The sequence below is a fragment of the Hydrotalea flava genome (assembly GCF_001623405.1).
Taxonomy (GTDB): domain Bacteria; phylum Bacteroidota; class Bacteroidia; order Chitinophagales; family Chitinophagaceae; genus Hydrotalea; species Hydrotalea flava.
This window is the reverse complement of record NZ_LUHG01000039.1, coordinates 72,482-90,385: the sequence shown is the minus strand read 5'-3', so window position 1 is coordinate 90,385 and position 17,904 is coordinate 72,482. Positions and strand designations below refer to the sequence as shown.

19 protein-coding genes and 1 other RNA gene are annotated in these 17,904 nt (G+C 36.9%); 17 read left to right on the top strand and 3 right to left on the bottom strand.

Translation table 11 applies throughout. The annotated features are described in order from the left end of the window. Positions 1-102: 102 nt before the first annotated feature. From A0F92_RS02300 to rnpB, 3 genes are all read left to right on the top strand, one after another. A complete protein-coding gene (locus tag A0F92_RS02300) occupies positions 103-1,137 on the top strand; it encodes a Smr/MutS family protein (RefSeq protein ID WP_068241260.1) in 1,035 nt (344 codons plus the stop codon). A 10-nt stretch (positions 1,138-1,147) separates the two neighbouring features. Then, a complete protein-coding gene (locus A0F92_RS02295) occupies positions 1,148-1,849 on the top strand; it encodes a dienelactone hydrolase family protein (protein WP_068241574.1) in 702 nt (233 codons plus the stop codon). Positions 1,850-1,861: 12 nt separating this feature from the next. Next, positions 1,862-2,206: RNase P RNA component class A (rnpB, locus tag A0F92_RS02290), an RNA gene on the top strand. Here rnpB and A0F92_RS02285 read toward each other — a convergent pair. Further along, positions 2,207-2,698: a hypothetical protein gene (locus A0F92_RS02285; RefSeq protein ID WP_167516752.1), complete on the bottom strand. Its 492-nt coding sequence runs from the start codon at positions 2,696-2,698 to the stop codon at positions 2,207-2,209. It lies immediately after the preceding RNA gene. Positions 2,699-2,933: 235 nt separating this feature from the next. Here A0F92_RS02285 and prfB point away from each other — a divergent pair. From prfB to hisF, 14 genes are all read left to right on the top strand, one after another. Next, positions 2,934-4,023, top strand: a protein-coding gene (prfB, locus tag A0F92_RS02280) for a peptide chain release factor 2 (RefSeq protein ID WP_167516751.1) whose coding sequence is annotated in 2 segments (ribosomal slippage) — positions 2,934-2,993 and positions 2,995-4,023 — 1,089 coding nt in all. Because the reading frame shifts where the segments join, the coding sequence is not laid out codon by codon here. Positions 4,024-4,134: 111 nt separating this feature from the next. Continuing rightward, entirely contained in the window at positions 4,135-5,358 is a 1,224-nt protein-coding gene (locus tag A0F92_RS15755; protein ID WP_253810069.1) for an alpha-N-acetylglucosaminidase, read from the top strand. Continuing rightward, on the top strand, positions 5,355-6,347 hold the full coding sequence (locus tag A0F92_RS15750) for an alpha-N-acetylglucosaminidase C-terminal domain-containing protein (RefSeq protein ID WP_253810067.1): 993 nt from the start codon (positions 5,355-5,357) through the stop codon (positions 6,345-6,347). The genes A0F92_RS15755 and A0F92_RS15750 overlap by 4 nt, the downstream gene beginning before the upstream one ends. Before the next feature lie 233 nt (positions 6,348-6,580). Beyond that, positions 6,581-7,999, top strand: coding sequence for an anthranilate synthase component I family protein (locus A0F92_RS02270; RefSeq protein ID WP_068241256.1), 1,419 nt, complete (start codon positions 6,581-6,583; stop codon positions 7,997-7,999). Beyond that, the gene (locus A0F92_RS02265) at positions 7,980-8,669 is read left to right on the top strand and encodes an anthranilate synthase component II (RefSeq protein WP_167516750.1); all 690 of its coding nucleotides are present in this window, start codon (positions 7,980-7,982) and stop codon (positions 8,667-8,669) included. Before A0F92_RS02270 ends, A0F92_RS02265 begins: the two co-directional genes overlap by 20 nt. Before the next feature lie 60 nt (positions 8,670-8,729). Further along, positions 8,730-9,722, top strand: coding sequence for an anthranilate phosphoribosyltransferase (trpD, locus tag A0F92_RS02260; protein WP_068241253.1), 993 nt, complete (start codon positions 8,730-8,732; stop codon positions 9,720-9,722). Between the two features lie 48 nt (positions 9,723-9,770). Continuing rightward, a complete protein-coding gene (gene trpC, locus A0F92_RS02255) occupies positions 9,771-10,562 on the top strand; it encodes an indole-3-glycerol phosphate synthase TrpC (RefSeq protein WP_068241251.1) in 792 nt (263 codons plus the stop codon). Continuing rightward, entirely contained in the window at positions 10,553-11,191 is a 639-nt protein-coding gene (locus tag A0F92_RS02250) for a phosphoribosylanthranilate isomerase (protein ID WP_068241249.1), read from the top strand. Before trpC ends, A0F92_RS02250 begins: the two co-directional genes overlap by 10 nt. A 15-nt stretch (positions 11,192-11,206) precedes the next feature. Continuing rightward, positions 11,207-12,421 carry a tryptophan synthase subunit beta gene (gene trpB / locus A0F92_RS02245; RefSeq protein WP_068241247.1) on the top strand — a complete coding sequence of 405 codons (1,215 nt, stop codon included), beginning with the start codon at positions 11,207-11,209 and terminating at the stop codon, positions 12,419-12,421. 20 nt (positions 12,422-12,441) lie between these two features. Next, positions 12,442-12,897, top strand: a complete 456-nt coding sequence (locus tag A0F92_RS02240; RefSeq protein ID WP_068241244.1) for a GNAT family N-acetyltransferase — start codon at positions 12,442-12,444, stop codon at positions 12,895-12,897. After that, positions 12,894-13,664 carry a tryptophan synthase subunit alpha gene (trpA, locus tag A0F92_RS02235; protein ID WP_068241241.1) on the top strand — a complete coding sequence of 257 codons (771 nt, stop codon included), beginning with the start codon at positions 12,894-12,896 and terminating at the stop codon, positions 13,662-13,664. The genes A0F92_RS02240 and trpA overlap by 4 nt, the downstream gene beginning before the upstream one ends. Before the next feature lie 49 nt (positions 13,665-13,713). Continuing rightward, a complete protein-coding gene (hisH, locus tag A0F92_RS02230) occupies positions 13,714-14,301 on the top strand; it encodes an imidazole glycerol phosphate synthase subunit HisH (RefSeq protein ID WP_068241239.1) in 588 nt (195 codons plus the stop codon). Between the two features lie 10 nt (positions 14,302-14,311). After that, entirely contained in the window at positions 14,312-15,037 is a 726-nt protein-coding gene (gene hisA, locus A0F92_RS02225) for a 1-(5-phosphoribosyl)-5-[(5-phosphoribosylamino)methylideneamino]imidazole-4-carboxamide isomerase (protein WP_068241237.1), read from the top strand. Continuing rightward, positions 15,037-15,828 (top strand): imidazole glycerol phosphate synthase subunit HisF, encoded by a 792-nt coding sequence (gene hisF / locus A0F92_RS02220; RefSeq protein WP_068241234.1) that lies wholly within the window; start codon positions 15,037-15,039, stop codon positions 15,826-15,828. The genes hisA and hisF overlap by 1 nt, the downstream gene beginning before the upstream one ends. Positions 15,829-15,835: 7 nt before the next feature. Here hisF and A0F92_RS02215 read toward each other — a convergent pair whose 3' ends face one another. Next, the gene (locus A0F92_RS02215; protein WP_167516749.1) at positions 15,836-16,705 is read right to left on the bottom strand and encodes a glutaminyl-peptide cyclotransferase; all 870 of its coding nucleotides are present in this window, start codon (positions 16,703-16,705) and stop codon (positions 15,836-15,838) included. A gap of 49 nt (positions 16,706-16,754) precedes the next feature. After that, a complete protein-coding gene (locus tag A0F92_RS02210) occupies positions 16,755-17,897 on the bottom strand; it encodes an NAD(P)/FAD-dependent oxidoreductase (protein ID WP_167516748.1) in 1,143 nt (380 codons plus the stop codon). Positions 17,898-17,904 lie beyond the last annotated feature (7 nt).

Sequence of the window (17,904 nt, the reverse complement as noted above, 5' to 3'; positions counted from 1 at the left end):
ACTGTGTTTACAGTGTGTTAACAATAGTTAAAATAACATTGAACAATATTTTGCATCAACTAAATGTGAAATGCTTTTTTCATTCACTTTTAAATTATATAAATGAAATATCAGGTAGGTGATGAGATTATCATTCTGCATAACCATGAATCGGGCAAGGTGGTAGAAATTATTAATGATAAAATGGTGCTGGTAGAGGTGCGTGGGGTTCAATTTCCGGCATATATGGATCAGATTGATTTTCCTTATTTTTATCGGTTCAGTAAGCAAAAAAAAGAGCAGGCTGCTCCCAAAGAAGTGCCCAAAAAATATATTGATCAAATTCCAAAAGAAAAACCTATACCCAATAAAGCAAAAGTTGCTGATGGTGTATGGCTGTCATTGTTACCCGTATTTATGTTTGATGAGTTTAATGATGAGGTAGTTGAAAAATTTAAAATTTATTTACGCAACAGAACAGCAGTGGCTTACCAATTTGAGTATAGCCAACACTTTTTTGGTACAGCATCCTTCGAATTAAATAATTCTATATTGCCTTTTCATGATTTTTATCTGCACGATATTGATTTTGCTTCAGTAAATGATGCGCCATCTTTTCATTTTACTTTTAGTTTACACAATCCGCAAAAAAATAAAGCTCCTCATTTTGAAACTGCAATCAAAATAAAATCAAAACAATTGTTTTTGAAAATAGAAGAATTGAAAAGTAAAAATCAATCTGCAATTGAATATTTGTTATTTGAAACATATCCTGATAATGCACCGGAAGCTGAAAAATTTGAATTAACCGGGCTTGCAGCGCAAGGCTACAAAATATATGAAGCCAAAAAAATAAAAGAGCATTTGGCATCTCCACGTTCAGAGGTTGACTTGCACATGGAAAAGTTGTTAGATAATTGGAAGGATATGAACAATTTTGATATTTTAATGTATCAACTAAAAGAATTTGAAAAATGGTATGATTTGGCTATTGCCCACAGGCAACCTTCACTCATTGTTATACATGGTGTTGGCAGTGGTAAATTACGCGATGAAATTCATGCTATTTTAAAAACAAGAAAAGAGGTAAAAACTTTTGTAAATCAATACCATCCGCGTTATGGTTATGGTGCAACCGAAATTTATTTTCAATATTAAATTAAGAAACATGTATACAGACACTATTACATTGCCTGTTAGCGATGGATCACAAATGAATGCATTTATTGCACATCCTGAAACCAATAAAAGTTTACCCGGTATACTATTGTTTCAGGAAGCATTTGGTGTAAACCATCATATTAAAGATGTAGCACAACGATTGGCTAATGAAGGTTATGTGGTAATTGCTCCGGAATCATACCATAGAACCGCACCTGGTTTTGCAACCGGCTATGATGATTTTAGTGTTATTGCACCGCATTTTCAGGCTTTAACCACCGAACAATTATCGGTCGATATTCTGGCTGCCTACCATTGGTTACAAAATGAACAAAATGTTCAAATCAATAAAATTGCATGCATAGGCTTTTGTCTCGGTGGTAGAGTTGCATTATTGGCCAATATGGTTGCACCATTGTCAGCAGGCATTTCTTTTTATGGCGGTGGCATGCATGCACTTGCCAATAGAGTAAATGAACTACATGGGCCACAACTCTTTTTTTATGGTGGTAAAGATCAGCATATTACAGAAGCGCATAGAAACGAAGTGGAGCAGGCCTTAATAGCCGCCAATAAAGATTATGCGAAAGTTATTTTTTCTTATGCCGATCACGGATTTCATTGTAATGAACGGGCAAGTTATCATCCAAAAGCGGCAAAAGAAGCATGGGCATTAAGTTTAGCTTTCTTACAAAATAATTTACAATAACTTTACAGTTGGCTACAAACCCGCGCTATCGCCTTGTTTTAACAGGGAGGAAAGTCCGGACAGTACAGAGCAACCCACCGGTGAACAGCCGGCCACCAATTGGTGAGAGAAAGTGCCACAGAAAATAACTGTCTTGCCTAAGGCGAGATGAGGGTGAAAATGTGAGGTAAGAGCTCACGGTTGTTATCGGTAACGGTAGCAACGGGTAAACCTTGGGTGCTGCAATGCCACATATAGAGCCGTTTTGAGAGCTGCTCGTTCAAGGCTCAGGGTAGGCAGCAACAGGTAAACAGTAATGTTTATCGCAGATAAATGATAGTGTAGAAACAGAATCCGGCTTATGAGGTTTGTAGCTTTTTATGGTTTAGGCGTGGTGAATAACTGATTGCTAAAGGGTGGCGTGGTAGGAATAACCACTTCATTAAAATTATAATGTACTTCTTTATGGCAATTATTGCAGGTTTGTGTTAAAAAAATAAAACTGCTTTTAAAAGCCAATTTGTTTTTTGACGCAATGGTTTTATTTAAACTATCTATTGCAGGTTGTAACATCACCACTTCTTTCGATTCCGGCCTGTCTGTGCAATATTGCTGAATATCATCTATGGCTTCCATTATTTCATGAATTTCAAAATCGGCTAATTTCCAGTTTTGATTGGTGCCGGCAAACCATAATTTGGCGTGATGTACCTGAATGGCCGACATAAATTCACCCAACCCCGGTTTGTAACTTTTATTCACTTGCTTTTGAAGACTGTCAATTTTTGCCTGCATTGCCTGATAGTCTGATGAATGATTAGAACAGGATATCATTATCAATGGTAAACAATAAATCAGTAACTGTTTCAAGGTGTCTGTTTTAATGATTTGAATAATCAATTACTACACAGCAGGGCATTTAGATATTGTATCAATGGTTGCACATTGAAAGAAATTAAAGATAAAAATATTCAATGAATAAGCTCCGTGCGGGATAATTAAAATTTGAATAAAATCAAACAATGTAAGGAAATGCAATACTCCTTATCATTCATTCCTATTTCGTTGCTGCCAAAACTTTTCAATTCCTTATTTTTGTAAGTATATGACACAGGAACAAATTAAGAGTATGAGGGACAGAGTGCTTGTCCTGAGGAGGTTTCTTTGACGTGGATAATCGTTTGCAAAAATTAGAAACCGATCGACAGTTATCACTTTCTCCCGGATTTTGGGATGATAATCAGCGGGCAACAGCCATCATGAAATCTATTAAGATTCATGAATACTGGATAAATATATTTAAACAGGTAAATACCGCTGTTGAAGATTTTGCAGTGCTGTTTGAATTTTGGAAGGACGGGGATGCTACGGAAGAAGAAACTAAAGCAGCTTATGAACATGCACTTTCCGTTATTGAAGATGCTGAATTTAAAAGCACATTAAATAAACCGGAAGATGAATTGCCTGCTATTATGCAAATTAATCCCGGTGCAGGCGGAACCGAAAGTCAGGATTGGGCAGAAATGCTGATGCGCATGTATATTATGTATGGCGAAAAGCAGGGCTGGAAAATAACGGAGGTGGATTTGCAGGAAGGTGATGGAGCCGGTATTAAGAGTGTTACTTTGCAATTTGACGGACCATTTGCTTATGGTTTTTTAAAAGCAGAAAGTGGTGTGCACCGTTTGGTAAGAATTTCGCCCTTTGATAGCAATGCAAGAAGGCATACTTCATTTGCATCGGTATTTGTGTATCCGTTAATTGATGATACCATTGAAATAACCGTTAACCCGGCCGATGTAGAATGGGAATTTTACAGAAGCGGTGGTAAAGGCGGCCAAAATGTAAATAAGGTTGAAACCGCTGTGCGATTGAAGCATATACCTTCAGGCATCATTGTAGAATGTCAGCAGGCACGTACACAGGGCGAAAATAGAGAAATGGCCATGAAGATGCTGAAAAGCAGGTTGTATGAGGAAGAGTTGCGAAAACGACAGGAAGCCTTAAATGCTACTAATGCTACTAAAAAGAAAATTGAATGGGGCAGTCAAATCAGGAGTTATGTTTTTCATCCCTATAAAATGATTAAAGATCATCGTACCAATTATGAAGTGGGTAATGTGGGCCCGGTGATGGATGGCGATTTAGATGGATTTATTAAAGCTTACTTAATGTCGGAAAAAGAAGGCGTGTAAAACATACATCTGCTTTTTTCATTACTGAAAAAAAATTACCTGCTTGTGTTTCACAGCCATACCATTATAGGTTTGGGTGTTATTTTTTAGTCACTTCTAAAAAGGAAACATATGAAACGGTTGTTCTCATTATTATTGATTTGTTGTTTTTTACAGGTACATGCACAGCAAAACAAAAGCACGGCTGATATAGTTGCTGCACAGACACTGGCTAAACGAGTAGTACCCCAATATGCCGCTGCTATACAATTTCAAAAAATTGAACATTGTGCCATTGATTCTTTTTTTATCAATTGGCAAAATAATCAACTCATTGTTAAAGGCAGTAACGTCAATGCTATGGCCGCTGGGTTAAACTATTACTTGAAAAATACCTGCTTAGCCAATGTTTCGTGGTACAGAAATGAAGGGGTAACCGTGCCGCAAAAAATGCCTGTTTTAGATAAAGCCATTGGGCTAAAAGCCCGTTGTAATGAGCGTTTTTTTCTAAATTACTGCACATTTGGTTATACCATGCCCTGGTGGGGTTGGCAAGATTGGCAATGGTTTATTGACTGGATGGCATTAAATGGCATTAATATGCCTTTGGCCATAACCGGACAGGAAGCTATTTGGTATAAAGTATGGAAAAAGTTTGGATTAACTGATGAGCAAATTAGAGGTTTTTTTACCGGCCCGGCTTATTTGCCCTGGCATAGAATGGCCAATATTGACAGATGGGAAGGGCCATTGCCCATGCATTGGATCAACAGTCAGTTAGCCTTACAGAAAAAAATTGTACAACGCGAAAAAGAATTAGGTATGAAGCCTGTTTTACCTGCATTTGCAGGGCATGTTCCGCAGGCATTGACTACCATTTATCCCAAAGCAAAAATTCATTCATTGGGCGAGTGGGGCGATTTTAGCAAACAATATGAAAGCTATTTTTTAGATCCTTTCGATTCCTTATTTAAACCCATTCAAAAAGCTTATTTAGAAGAGCAAACAAAATTATTGGGCACCAGCCATATTTATGGTGCCGACCCTTTCAATGAAGTTACCCCACCCAGTTGGGAACCTAAGTATCTAGCTTCGGTAGCCAATACCATCTACGAATCTATGCTGCAAACCGATCCCAAAGCAGAATGGTTACAAATGAGCTGGATTTTTTATTATCAGCGTAAACAATGGACAGATGAACGTATTAAAGCCTTTTTAACTGCTGTTCCGCAAGGTAAAATGACATTGTTAGATTATTACTGTGATAATACCGAAATATGGAAATTTACCGATGCTTTTTATGGGCAACCTTATATTTGGTGCTATCTCGGCAAAATTTTGGCGGCAATACCATGATGTCGGGAAACCTTTCGGAAATAGAGGAAAGAATGGAGAATACTTTTCAGAAGGGAGGTGCAAACATGAAAGGTTTGGGCTCAACTTTAGAAGGGTTTGGTGTTAACCCCATCATGTATCAATATGTATTCGACAAAGCCTGGAGCACAGGCCCTGTAAATGTTGCCAATTGGGTAAATAACTGGGCCAAAAGCAGGTATGGAGCCAACAATGAATCGGTAGAAAAGGCCTGGAATATTTTATTACATACCACATACGCTGAAAGAGCCGGTTTAGGCCGTGCCACTTTAACCAATGCCCGTCCTGCTTTTACAGGACACAATACCTGGACAACTGATCCTCAAATTAATTATAACAATAAAAGCTTATTAGAAGCCTGGCATTTATTATTGCAGGCTCCTGTTAATGCCCATACACCTCCGGTTTATTTGTACGATGTAGTAAATACCGGCCGGCAGGTGCTCGGAAATTATTTTGCCGTGCTCCGTGATGGTTTTACCAAAAGTTATAACGAACACAATACCGATGCCGTTCAACAGTATGGCAAGCAAATGCTAGCATTATTGAGTGATATGGATACACTTCTGGCAACCAATCAAAATTGTTTGTTGGGTAGCTGGATTGCAGATGCAGAAAAAATGGCGGCCACTCCTCAGAAAAAACAATATTATGCCCAAGATGCAAAAAGAATTTTAACGGTTTGGGGCGAGCCCGGTAAACATTTAACCGACTATGCCAATCGTGCCTGGGCAGGATTAATGCAAACCTATTACCGTGAAAGATGGAAAATGTTTATTGATACAGTTGAAAAAAATATGCAGGATAATACTAATTTTGATCAGGATAAGTTCAATCAGGCACTCATGGCATTTGAATTGGGCTGGGTTGAAAATAAACTCCATTTTCCGGATCAGCCCATTGGTAATACAATGCAGGTAAGCAAACGGTTATATTCAAAATATGCGTCTGCAATAATGGCTGTAAAATAATTTTGTTGATTTCAAATTTCTGTATCATCTTCGCAAAGCAATGAAAAATACAATCAACAATATGTGGTGGTGGCATTCAAATCTCTTTTGGGGATTATAATGCCTTGCACATTGCATATGTACATTTATACAAGCCCCGACAATTGTGTTGGGGTTTTTTTTTAAAATCCGGTAATAGAATCATGCAGAGAAAACAGTATTGAAATGCTTTAATATAAAATAGATATTTTTTTATGAAAAAAATTTTGGTAACAACAGAAGTGAAAAAATTACTGGCCGATGTGTACACACCGGTTGGTATTTATTTAAGATTCAGAGATAAATTCAGAGATACAATTTTATTGGAAAGTACCGACCATCATGTTGCGGAAAATAGCTTTAGTTTTATTTGTATCAATGCTATTGCAGGTATTGAAATTTCAACCAATCAGCAGGTAGAATGTAAACTGCCGGGTGAAAAGCCTGAAAAAATTCCATTGTCCGGCCAAACACCGGTTCAGGAAGTGGTTTGGAATTTTATGCAAAGATTTGAAGTGGCGCCGGTTAACAATAAAACTGTAAAAAGTGCACAGGGATTTTTCGGGTACACAGCCTATGATGCCATACCTTTTTTTGATACCATCACATTTAAAAATGAAGCTATCACAGCACCGGTTATACCTTTAATGCGCTACCGATTTTATCAATATATCATCATCATCAATCATTTTAATGATGAATTGTTTTTGTGTGAAAATAAAATACAAGGTATTGAATCGGAAGTAGAGTGGGTAGAAAGTTTGCTAAAAAGTAAAGACATCCCGGTTTTCCCATTTGCTGTTAAAGGCAATGAAACATCCAACATTTCAGATGAAGCATATATTGCTATGGTAAAATCCGGCATTCAGCATTGTTTAAGAGGCGATGTATTTCAAATTGTTTTGAGCAGAAGGTTTCAGCAAACTTTTATTGGCGATGAGTTTAATGTATATCGGGCATTACGCAGCATTAATCCTTCTCCCTATTTATTTTTCTTTGATTATGGTGATTATAAATTAATGGGTTCATCACCCGAGGCACAATTGATTATTAAAAATGGGAAAGCAGTTGTACATCCCATTGCAGGAACTTTTAAGCGAACAGGGAATGATGCAGTAGATGCCATTGCTGCCGAAAAATTATTACTCGATGCCAAGGAAAATGCAGAACATGTAATGCTGGTTGATTTGGCTCGGAATGATTTAAGCAGATTGTGTACCGATGTAACGGTAAGCCATTTTCGTCAAATACATTATTACAGTCATGTTATTCATTTGGTGAGTGAAGTAACCGGAAAAATTGCCGAAGGTGCAAATCCATTTATATTACTGGCCAAAACCTTTCCAGCAGGAACCCTCAGCGGTGCACCAAAATTTAAAGCAATGGGGTTAATTGATGATTTGGAAACAACATCTCGTAGCTACTACGGTGGTGCACTTGGTTTTATTGGGTTTGATGGCAGTTGCAATCATGCCATTATGATTAGAACTTTTTTAAGCAAAAACAATACACTGTTTTATCAGGCAGGTGCTGGCGTTGTGGCAGCAAGCAATCCGGAAAGCGAATTACAAGAAGTAAACAACAAACTTGGCGCATTGAAAAAAGCCGTAGAATATGCCATTACCATCCTTTAACCAAAATTATTTTGAATTGATGAATACAGAAATTGTACAACCATTACACAGCGTAACTACATTCAATAGGGGGTCAGCCAAACCCATTCAATTATTGGTGTTTGATAATTATGATTCATTCACTTATAATTTAGTGCATATGGTAACGTACATCTTGCAACAGGAAGTAACGGTATGTAGAAACGATGAAATTGAATTGGATGCCATAGCACAATTTGATAAAATTATTTTATCGCCGGGTCCCGGCATACCGGAAGAGGCAGGTTTATTATTGCCCTTAATTCAAAAGTATGCTGCAACAAAATCAATTTTAGGAGTATGTTTAGGCCATCAGGCTATTGGTGAAGCATTTGGCGCAAAACTTACCAATTTAACCAAAGTTTTTCATGGTGTAGCTACACAGGTTCATATTGCCAATCAGGCTACGCAAAAGCCGAATAGCTGGTTTAAAAATTTGCCACGCACCGTTGAAGCAGGCAGGTATCATAGTTGGATTATTAATAAGGCAACCTTACCGGAAGAGCTGGAGATAACTGCAACCGATGATGCAGGAAATATTATGGCTATGCAACATAAAATATATGATGTACAAGGTGTTCAGTTTCATCCGGAAAGTATTCTAACGCCTTTAGGTGAGGAAATGCTTCGTAATTGGTTAATCCATTCATGAAACCAATAGAACTAACTACCTTGATTTTTAATCAGATCTTATTTTTTGAAAATATACAATATGAAGAAGATTTTACAATACTTGTTTGAATACAAGTCGTTAAGCAGGGAAAAAGCAAAAGAGGTATTATTGAACATCAGTAAAGGCATGTACAATGAATATGAAATTACATCATTTGTAACGGTTTATTTAATGCGTACCATCACCATAGAAGAATTACAGGGCTTTGGCGATGCTTTACTGGAACTTTGTGTGCAACTTCCGTTTGAAGATTATCAAACATTGGATATTGTAGGAACCGGAGGCGATGGGAAAAACACATTCAATATTTCTACCATTAGTTGTTTTATTGCAGCAGGTGCCGGCCAAAAAGTTGCCAAACACGGCAACTACGGTGCAACTTCTATTAGTGGTGCATCTAATGTTATGGAGCAATTGGGTTATCGTTTTAAAAATGATGTGGCCGCTTTGCAAAAAGAATTAGATACCGTTCATATTTGTTTTCTGCATGCACCTTTATTTCATCCGGCTTTAAAAGTGGTTGGCCCATTACGGAAGAGCATTGGCGTAAGAACATTTTTTAACATGTTAGGTCCTATGGTCAACCCTGCTTCTCCTGCTTACCAATTAGTAGGGGTTTATAATTTAGAAATGGCCAGAATTTACAATTATCTGTTACAACAAACCAACAAATCGTTTACCATTATACATGCTTTAGATGGTTATGATGAAATTTCTTTAACCGGCGATACAAAAGTAATTACCAATAATGGCGAACAAATTTTAACACCTGAATATTTGGGAAAAAGGATGGTACAGCCACAGGATATTTATGGCGGCAACTCAGTGGAAGAGGCAGCTAAAATATTTTTAAATATTTTGAAAGGGGAGGGCACCTGGGCTCAAAATGCTGTAGTGCTGGCGAATGCAGCTATGGCTTTGTATGCCACAAAAGTATTTAACAGTTATGACGATGCATATCTTGCAGCAGTTGAAAGTTTAGAAAGTGGTAAGGCTTACCAAACTTTACAACAACTCATTCGTTTACAATAATCATAGGTAGAAATAATGTGTATCATTAGTGGAATAATATAAAATGCAATGAATATTTTAGAAACAATTGTCGCAACAAAACAAACCGAAGTTGCCTTGGCAAAACAGCAAACAGCTATTGCCGAATTACAACAAATGCCGTTTTTTAATCGCAATACCATTTCATTAAAATCAATTTTACAAAATGGCAATACCAGTGGTATTATTGCCGAGTTTAAGCGTAAATCGCCCTCAAAAGGAATCATCAATGTTACCGCCGATGTAGTAACAGTTACAAATGCTTATGCAAAATATGCAGCCGGCATATCTGTATTAACAGATGCATCTTTTTTTGGTGGCTCGTTCAAAGATTTGCAACAGGCACGCATTCAACCTGTTCCTATTTTAAGAAAAGATTTTATGATAGATGCTTATCAGGTTTATGAAGCCAAAGCCATTGGTGCCGATGTTATTTTGCTGATTGCTGCTTGCTTAACACCACAACAGGTAAAAGAATTGGCAACCGTTGCTAAACAATTAGGCTTAGAAGTGTTATTAGAAATTCATGGTACAGAGGAACTGCAGCATATTTGTGCAGAAGTAGATATGGTAGGCGTAAACAACAGAAATTTAAAAACATTTGAAGTAAACATTCAAACATCTCTCCATTTAATTGCCAAAATACCTGATGATAAAATTGCAATTACCGAGAGTGGTATTTCAAGTATTGAAAGTATTCAACAATTAAAATTGGCGGGTTTTAAAGGATTTTTAATGGGAGAAAATTTTATGAAACATACATCTCCGGGAATTGCATTTACACAATTTGTTCATCAGCTAAACTCTGAATTATGCGGGTAAAAGTTTGTGGTATGACAGATATGAATCAGGTGCGTCAGTTAAACGACTGGGGTATACATTTTTGTGGATTTATTTTTTACCCCAAAAGTCCACGTTATGTTTTGAACACCAATACTACCGACAATATTAAAAAAGTAAAAGGTAATATCAATAAAGTCGGTGTTTTTGTGAATGAAAAAGAAGATACCGTTTTAAAAATGGTAGATGATTGTGGTTTGTATCTGGTACAATTACATGGCGATGAGAGTCCACGTACTTGCGAAAATCTATCCAACTATGCTACCACTGTTAAAGCATTTAGAATGAGTGAACAAGATAATGTGCTTTGGAAAATTAAAGATTATCAGGATGTAGTAGATATGTTTTTATTCGATACAGAAGGTGTTGGCTATGGAGGTACCGGAAAAAAGTTTAATTGGAGTATGCTGAAAGGTTTATCTATTCGAAAACCATTTTTTTTAAGTGGTGGCATCCAGCCGGAAGATGTACACCAATTAGCCGAATTTATGCAGGATCCGGTTGCGAAAGATTTGTTTGCGGTTGATATTAACAGTCGCTTTGAAATTGCACCGGGTATAAAAAACTTAGCTTTGGTGCAGGAATTTGTAAATGAGGTTACTAATATTTAATTCTAAATTTTTTTTATGATAACTGAAAAAACACAAAACCAGTCATTTACACATCCCGATGCAAATGGTTATTTCGGAATGTTTGGTGGTGCTTATATTCCAGAAATGTTACACAGAAATGTGGAAGAATTGCGAAGCAGGTATTTAGATATTATGCAGGAAAAATCTTTTGTTAAAGAATACAATCAATTGCTACGTGATTATGTGGGCAGACCATCGCCACTATTTTTGGCCGAACGCCTCAGTGCACAATTCAAAACAAACATTTATTTAAAAAGAGAAGATTTAAACCATACAGGTGCTCATAAAATTAACAACGCCATTGGGCAGGTATTACTGGCTCAATGCCTTGGTAAAAAAAGAATTATTGCCGAAACGGGCGCCGGTCAGCATGGTGTTGCCACAGCAACTGTTTGTGCTTTAAAAGGCTTGGAATGCATTGTGTATATGGGTGTAAAAGATATTGAACGTCAGGCCCCTAACGTTGCCCGTATGCAAATGCTGGGTGCAAAAGTGGTTCCGGCCACCAGTGGCAGCCAAACATTAAAAGATGCAACCAATGAAGCCATTCGCGATTGGATTAATCATCCAAACGATACCCATTATGTAATTGGCAGTGTTGTTGGTCCGCATCCTTATCCTGACATGGTGGCTCGTTTCCAAAGCATTATCAGTGAAGAAACAAGATGGCAGTTAAAAGAAAAAACCGGAAGCGAATTACCAACGCATGTTATTGCCTGTGTAGGAGGTGGCAGTAATGCAGCGGGTGCATTTTATCATTTTCTGGAAGATACTGCTGTACAGTTAATTGCTGTAGAAGCTGCAGGGCATGGTATTAACAGTGGCATGAGTGCTGCTACCACACAATTGGGTAAACCGGGTATCTTGCATGGTAGTAAAAGTTTAGTGATGCAAACCATTGACGGACAAGTGGTAGAGCCACATAGCATTTCAGCCGGATTAGATTATCCTGGAATAGGTCCTTTACATGCTCATTTATATAAAACCGGAAGAGCTACATTTTTAAGTGCAACAGATGAAGAAGCTTTAAAAGCGGCATTTGAAGTAAGTAAATTGGAAGGCATTATTCCTGCATTGGAAACTGCACATGCTTTTGCAGCATTGCATCAAATGCATTTTAAACCCACCGATGTTATTGTGATTTGTTTAAGTGGGAGAGGGGATAAAGATTTATCTACTTACATGCAGGCAATGGAAATAAATGCTTAATTTTTTAAAGAATTAAAAGGATGGATGTTCATCAATTGAATCTGAGGCAGGCAACAATCAACGACAGTGCTTTCTTTTATGAATTAAAAAAAACAGTGCTGTATGATTATGTACATGCAATATGGGGATGGGATGAAGTCATTCAACAGCAGTTTCATCGGGATAATTTTCTTCCCGAACAAACACAGATCATTGAATGGCAAAATCAATCCATTGGTACCATAGAAATTGCAGAAGATACAGAAAAAATTTTCATCAGTAGTTTATACATTCATCCCTTATTTCAGAATAAAAAAATTGGTACAACCTTAATTAATCAACAGTGTATTAAAGCAACAGCGCTTAAAAAGAAAGTAGCATTAGAAGTATTGTATTTAAATACCGGAGCACAAAAATTGTATCAGCAATTAGGTTTTATGATTTTTTCCACAAACGATCCAATAAAATTATACATGCAAAAAGATTTTTCTATATGAGTAGAATAACAGAGGTATTCTTAAAAAAATCAAACAATGTACTCAATGTGTATTGTACGGCCGGCTATCCTGAATTAAATAGTACTTTAACAGTAATGCAGGCTTTACAAAACCACGGTGCAGATTTAATTGAGTTGGGTATGCCTTACAGTGATCCATTAGCTGATGGCCCCATTATTCAGGAAAGCAGCAGTATTGCACTTCAAAATGGCATGACCATTCAGGTATTATTTGAACAATTGAAGGATTGCCGAAACACCATTCATGTGCCCATTATTTTAATGGGTTATATGAATCCAATTTTACAATATGGCTTTGAAGCTTTTTGCCAAAAAGCTGTGGAAGTGGGTGTAGATGGATTAATTCTCCCCGATTTACCGGAATACGAATTTGAAACCATGTACGGAGCCATGATAAAAAAATATGGTTTAGATTTTATTTTTTTAATAACCCCTGAAACCTCTGAAACGAGAATCAAAAAATTAGATGCATTAAGTTCAGGATTTTTATATGCAGTTAGTTCATCTGCAACCACAGGAAATGATAAAAATTTTGCAGAAGTAGAAAAATATTTGCAAAACTTACAGCAAATGCATTTAAAAAATCCAATTATGGTTGGATTTGGCATAAAAGACCATGCAACATTTATTGCTGCTTGTAAGTACTGCAATGGTGCCATTATAGGTAGTGCTTATATTAAGGCTTTGTCGGGTTCAGTTGATATTGAAACCGGCACAGAAAACTTTTTACAAAACATCATCAAATAGTTTTTTTGAGCGTGAAAATTGTTTTTTATACCATAAATAGTTAGCATTCATGAAAGTTGTAATTATTGAATACAATGCAGGCAATATTCAAAGTGTGCGGTATGCGCTGGAAAGAATTGGTATTGAAACCATACTCTCTAATGATCATGCAACCATTCTGAGTGCAGATAAAATTATTTTCCCCGGAGTAGGAGAGGCAAGCAGTGCCATGAAAAGTTTGCAGCAAAATAATTTGCATCTTCTAATTCCCAAATTGAAACAACCTGTATTGGGTATATGTGTAGGTATGCAATTGCTTTGTAAATATTCGGAAGAGCATAATACAACATGTTTAGGGGTTTTTGATGAGCCGGTAAAAAAATTTGAAATTGATGCAATGCTTAAAATACCACAGGTGGGATGGAATACCATTTATCATTTATCATCACAGCTTATGCGAGATGTACCTGAAGAAAGTTATTGTTATTTTGTACACAGCTATTATGTTCCACATAATCAGTATGCTATTGCTATAACCAATTACATACAACCCTATGCTTCAGCTATCCATAAAAATAATTTTTATGGTGTACAGTTTCATGCTGAAAAAAGCGCACAGATTGGGGAAAAGATTTTAAAAAATTTCATCGCATTATAAAAGTCATTCTATGCAAATTATTCCCGCCATTGATATTATAGATGGAAAATGCGTTCGATTAACGGAAGGCGATTATGATCAGAAAAAAATTTATAATGAAAATCCTTTAGAGGTTGCCAAAATGTTTGAATCTTCCGGTATTCAACGGTTACATCTGGTTGATTTGGATGGTGCAAAAATGGGTAAAGTTTCCAACTGGAAAGTGCTGGAAACCATAGCTACCGAAACCGGTTTAATAATTGATTTTGGCGGTGGTGTTAAATCCACACACGATGTACAAGTGGTTTTAGAATCAGGAGCTGCATTGGTTACTGTAGGAAGTATAGCAGTGAAGAACAAGGAATTGTTTGTAGAATGGTTACAGCAATTTGGCGTTGCTAAATTTTTATTGGGGGCAGATGTAAAAAACGGATGCATTGCCATTCATGGATGGTTGGAAACCACCGATGTACCCGTAAAAGATTTTATGGCCACCTATCTTGCATTGGGTGTACAGCAAATTTTTTGTACCGATGTAAGTAAGGATGGCAGAATGCAAGGGCCGGCTATTGATTTATATAAAAACCTGATTGCAGCATTACCCAACCTGCAGTTAATTGCCAGTGGGGGTGTTAGTGAATTGCAGGATTTGGTTGATTTAAAAGCAATAGGTTGCAGCGGTGCCATTGTAGGTAAAGCTATTTACGAAAATAAAATAACATTGAACGATTTGGTTCATTTTAATGCATCATTTTAATGGAAACAAAAAATAACCCACCCATATTATCCGGCTTAACCAAACGTATTATTCCCTGTTTAGATATTAAAGATGGCCGCACCGTAAAGGGAATTCATTTTGAGCAGATTCGTGATGCCGGTGATCCTGTTGAGCTTGGTGCTTTTTATGCACAACAGGGAGCTGATGAATTGGTTTTTTTAGACATTACGGCAACTGTTGAAAAACGCAAAACGTTTAAAGAATTAGCCAACCGAATTGCACAACATATCAATATACCATTTACAGTGGGCGGTGGAGTAAGTTCTATTGATGATGCATCCATATTACTGCACAATGGTGCTGATAAGGTTTCAGTAAATACAGCTGCATTTAAACAACCTGATTTAATTACACAATTAGCCAATGAATTTGGTAGTCAGTTTGTGGTGCTGGCAATTGATACAAAGCAGGAGGCTGATGGACAATGGTATGTTTATTTGAATGGCGGCCGCACTAAAACAGCAATGCTTTGTATGGAATGGGCTCAGCAGGCATATAATGCCGGTGCCGGCGAAATTTTATTAACCTCTATGAACAACGACGGCACTAAAAAAGGTTTTGCTTTGGATATTACCAAACAGCTCAGTACTGCATTACCTATACCGGTAATTGCCAGTGGCGGTGGTGGCACCATGCAACATTTTGAAGCAGTGTTCAACCATGCACATGCAGATGCTGCGCTGGCCGCCAGTATTTTTCATTTCAAAGAAATGGGGATACCCGATTTAAAAAAATATTTAAAAAGCTGCAATATCCCAATTCGATTGTAGTATGATGTTATTGAATTTGGATGGCAAATAATTTAGGCCAGTATTTTCCTGTTATATAAAATGTTTTATTGGCATTATCGTATGCAATGCCATTCAGTACATCACGTTTTGAGGTTTCGGCAGGTGGGGCATAACGTTCCAACAATCCGTTTAAATTCAAAATACCCATTACCTTACCGGTTGCAGGATCAATTTTTACCAATTGGTCAAAATCCATGGTATATAAATTGGCATAAATAAAACCATCTACATATTCCAACTCATTAATGAAAACATCATGTCCGTTATAATCTTTTGGAACACCGGTAACAGGCACGGTTTTTACAATATTAAAAGTTTCCGGATCGCGATAAATCAACTCATTACTGCCATTATCCATAATTAAATATTTTCCATCATTGGTCATACCCCAGCCTTCACCCTGATAAGTAAATTCTTTTAATTTTTTAAAAGTAGCGGCGTCATATACAAAACATTTTTGTTCTTTATAAGTAAGCTGATAAATTTTTCCATTCAATAATGTAATGCCTTCTCCAAAATAGGCGGGTGCTAAAATAATTTTCTGTTCATCCTTACCTGTTGTAGTATTTATTTTTGCCAATTTACTTCTTCCTGCATAATCAGGGTCGCCGGTACTTTCATACAAATAGCCGTTGTGAAACTCTAATCCTTCGGTAAAGGAAGCAGTATCATGCGGCAATACGCTAATGATTTTATAAGAAAGCGATGGAATGGAAGGAGTAGTGAGATAGGTATTTTCTTTCTCGTTTTTATTATGGCATGCTGTAAAAAACAGCAAAATACTGAACAATACAATACTGATTGGGCGCATCAACCGAATATTTTTTTTTAAAAAATTTTTTTCTGAAATGTTCATTATAATGGTTTCGTTTTTTGAATAGAAAAGTATGTTGAATGGATTAGTTTCATTGTATGAACCTATCAGCAACCTCTTCTGCAATGATGGGTGTTAAAGCAACTCCCATACCATTGCAGGCAATAGCAGCTAAAATATTGGGTTCTATAAAATGAATGTAGGGTAAATGGTTGACGGTAAAGCCCATAATACCACTCCATCTTTGTTCAATGGTATAATGAATGGAAGGGTGCAAATGTGTTTTCAAAAAATCTTCCAAAGCAGTTTGTATGGTAGCAGAAGTAGTAAGTGAGGTAGTTGTTTCTTCTTCAAAAGCCTTATTTCTGGCACCTCCGAGTAAAATACGGTTGCCCAAATTGCGCCAGTAATAAAATCCGGCATCAAAATGAAAAGTACCGTGCAATGGTAAATTTTGTATGGGTGAGGTGAGTATAATTTGTCCTCTTCCGGCTTTTACGGGAATGGTATGTCCTGTTGCAATGGTATTTGAAAATGCATTGGTACACAACAAAACCTTCTCAGCAGTAAATACAATTTTTTGATGGGTGTGCAACTGCACGCCGTTGTTTTGTTGCAAACAATTCGTTACTTCAATACCACTTAGTATTTGTACGCCCATACTTACGGCTTCCATTTGTAATGCTTGTACTAATTTTCCGCTGTGTAATCCGGCTTCCATTTTATTTTGAATCAGGGCATCAAAATGTTGTAAGCCTAATGTTGACAGTGCAGCATCATTTCTAATGAAAGTATGCTTTGTTCCGGTAATTGGGGCAAGTAATTGGTTGAGATAGGCAATACTATCATGAATTGTATCGGGCTTAAATTGAGCATTAGTAATGCATTCATAACCACCACAGGGGTCATATTCAATTTCATGTTTTGGAAAGTAGTGTGTAATTTTTTCTATTCCCTTAAAACGTTTTTCTGTAATGGATAACATGGTCGATTCGCCTAATGTTTGCGCATCATGCAATAATTCGGTTGGACTGCCAAAGCAGGCAAAACCTGCATTTCTGGTAGAGGCACCTAAGGGAGTAATATTTTTTTCAAGTATGGTAATGCGAAGGGAATGTTTTTTTTCTTTCAAAGTAATGGCACTCCATAATCCCATTAAACCACCGCCCACAATAATAATATCCTGTGGTGCAAAAAAACTATCTTTTTCCCAAATTGAAATATTGGTTTGCATTATTCAA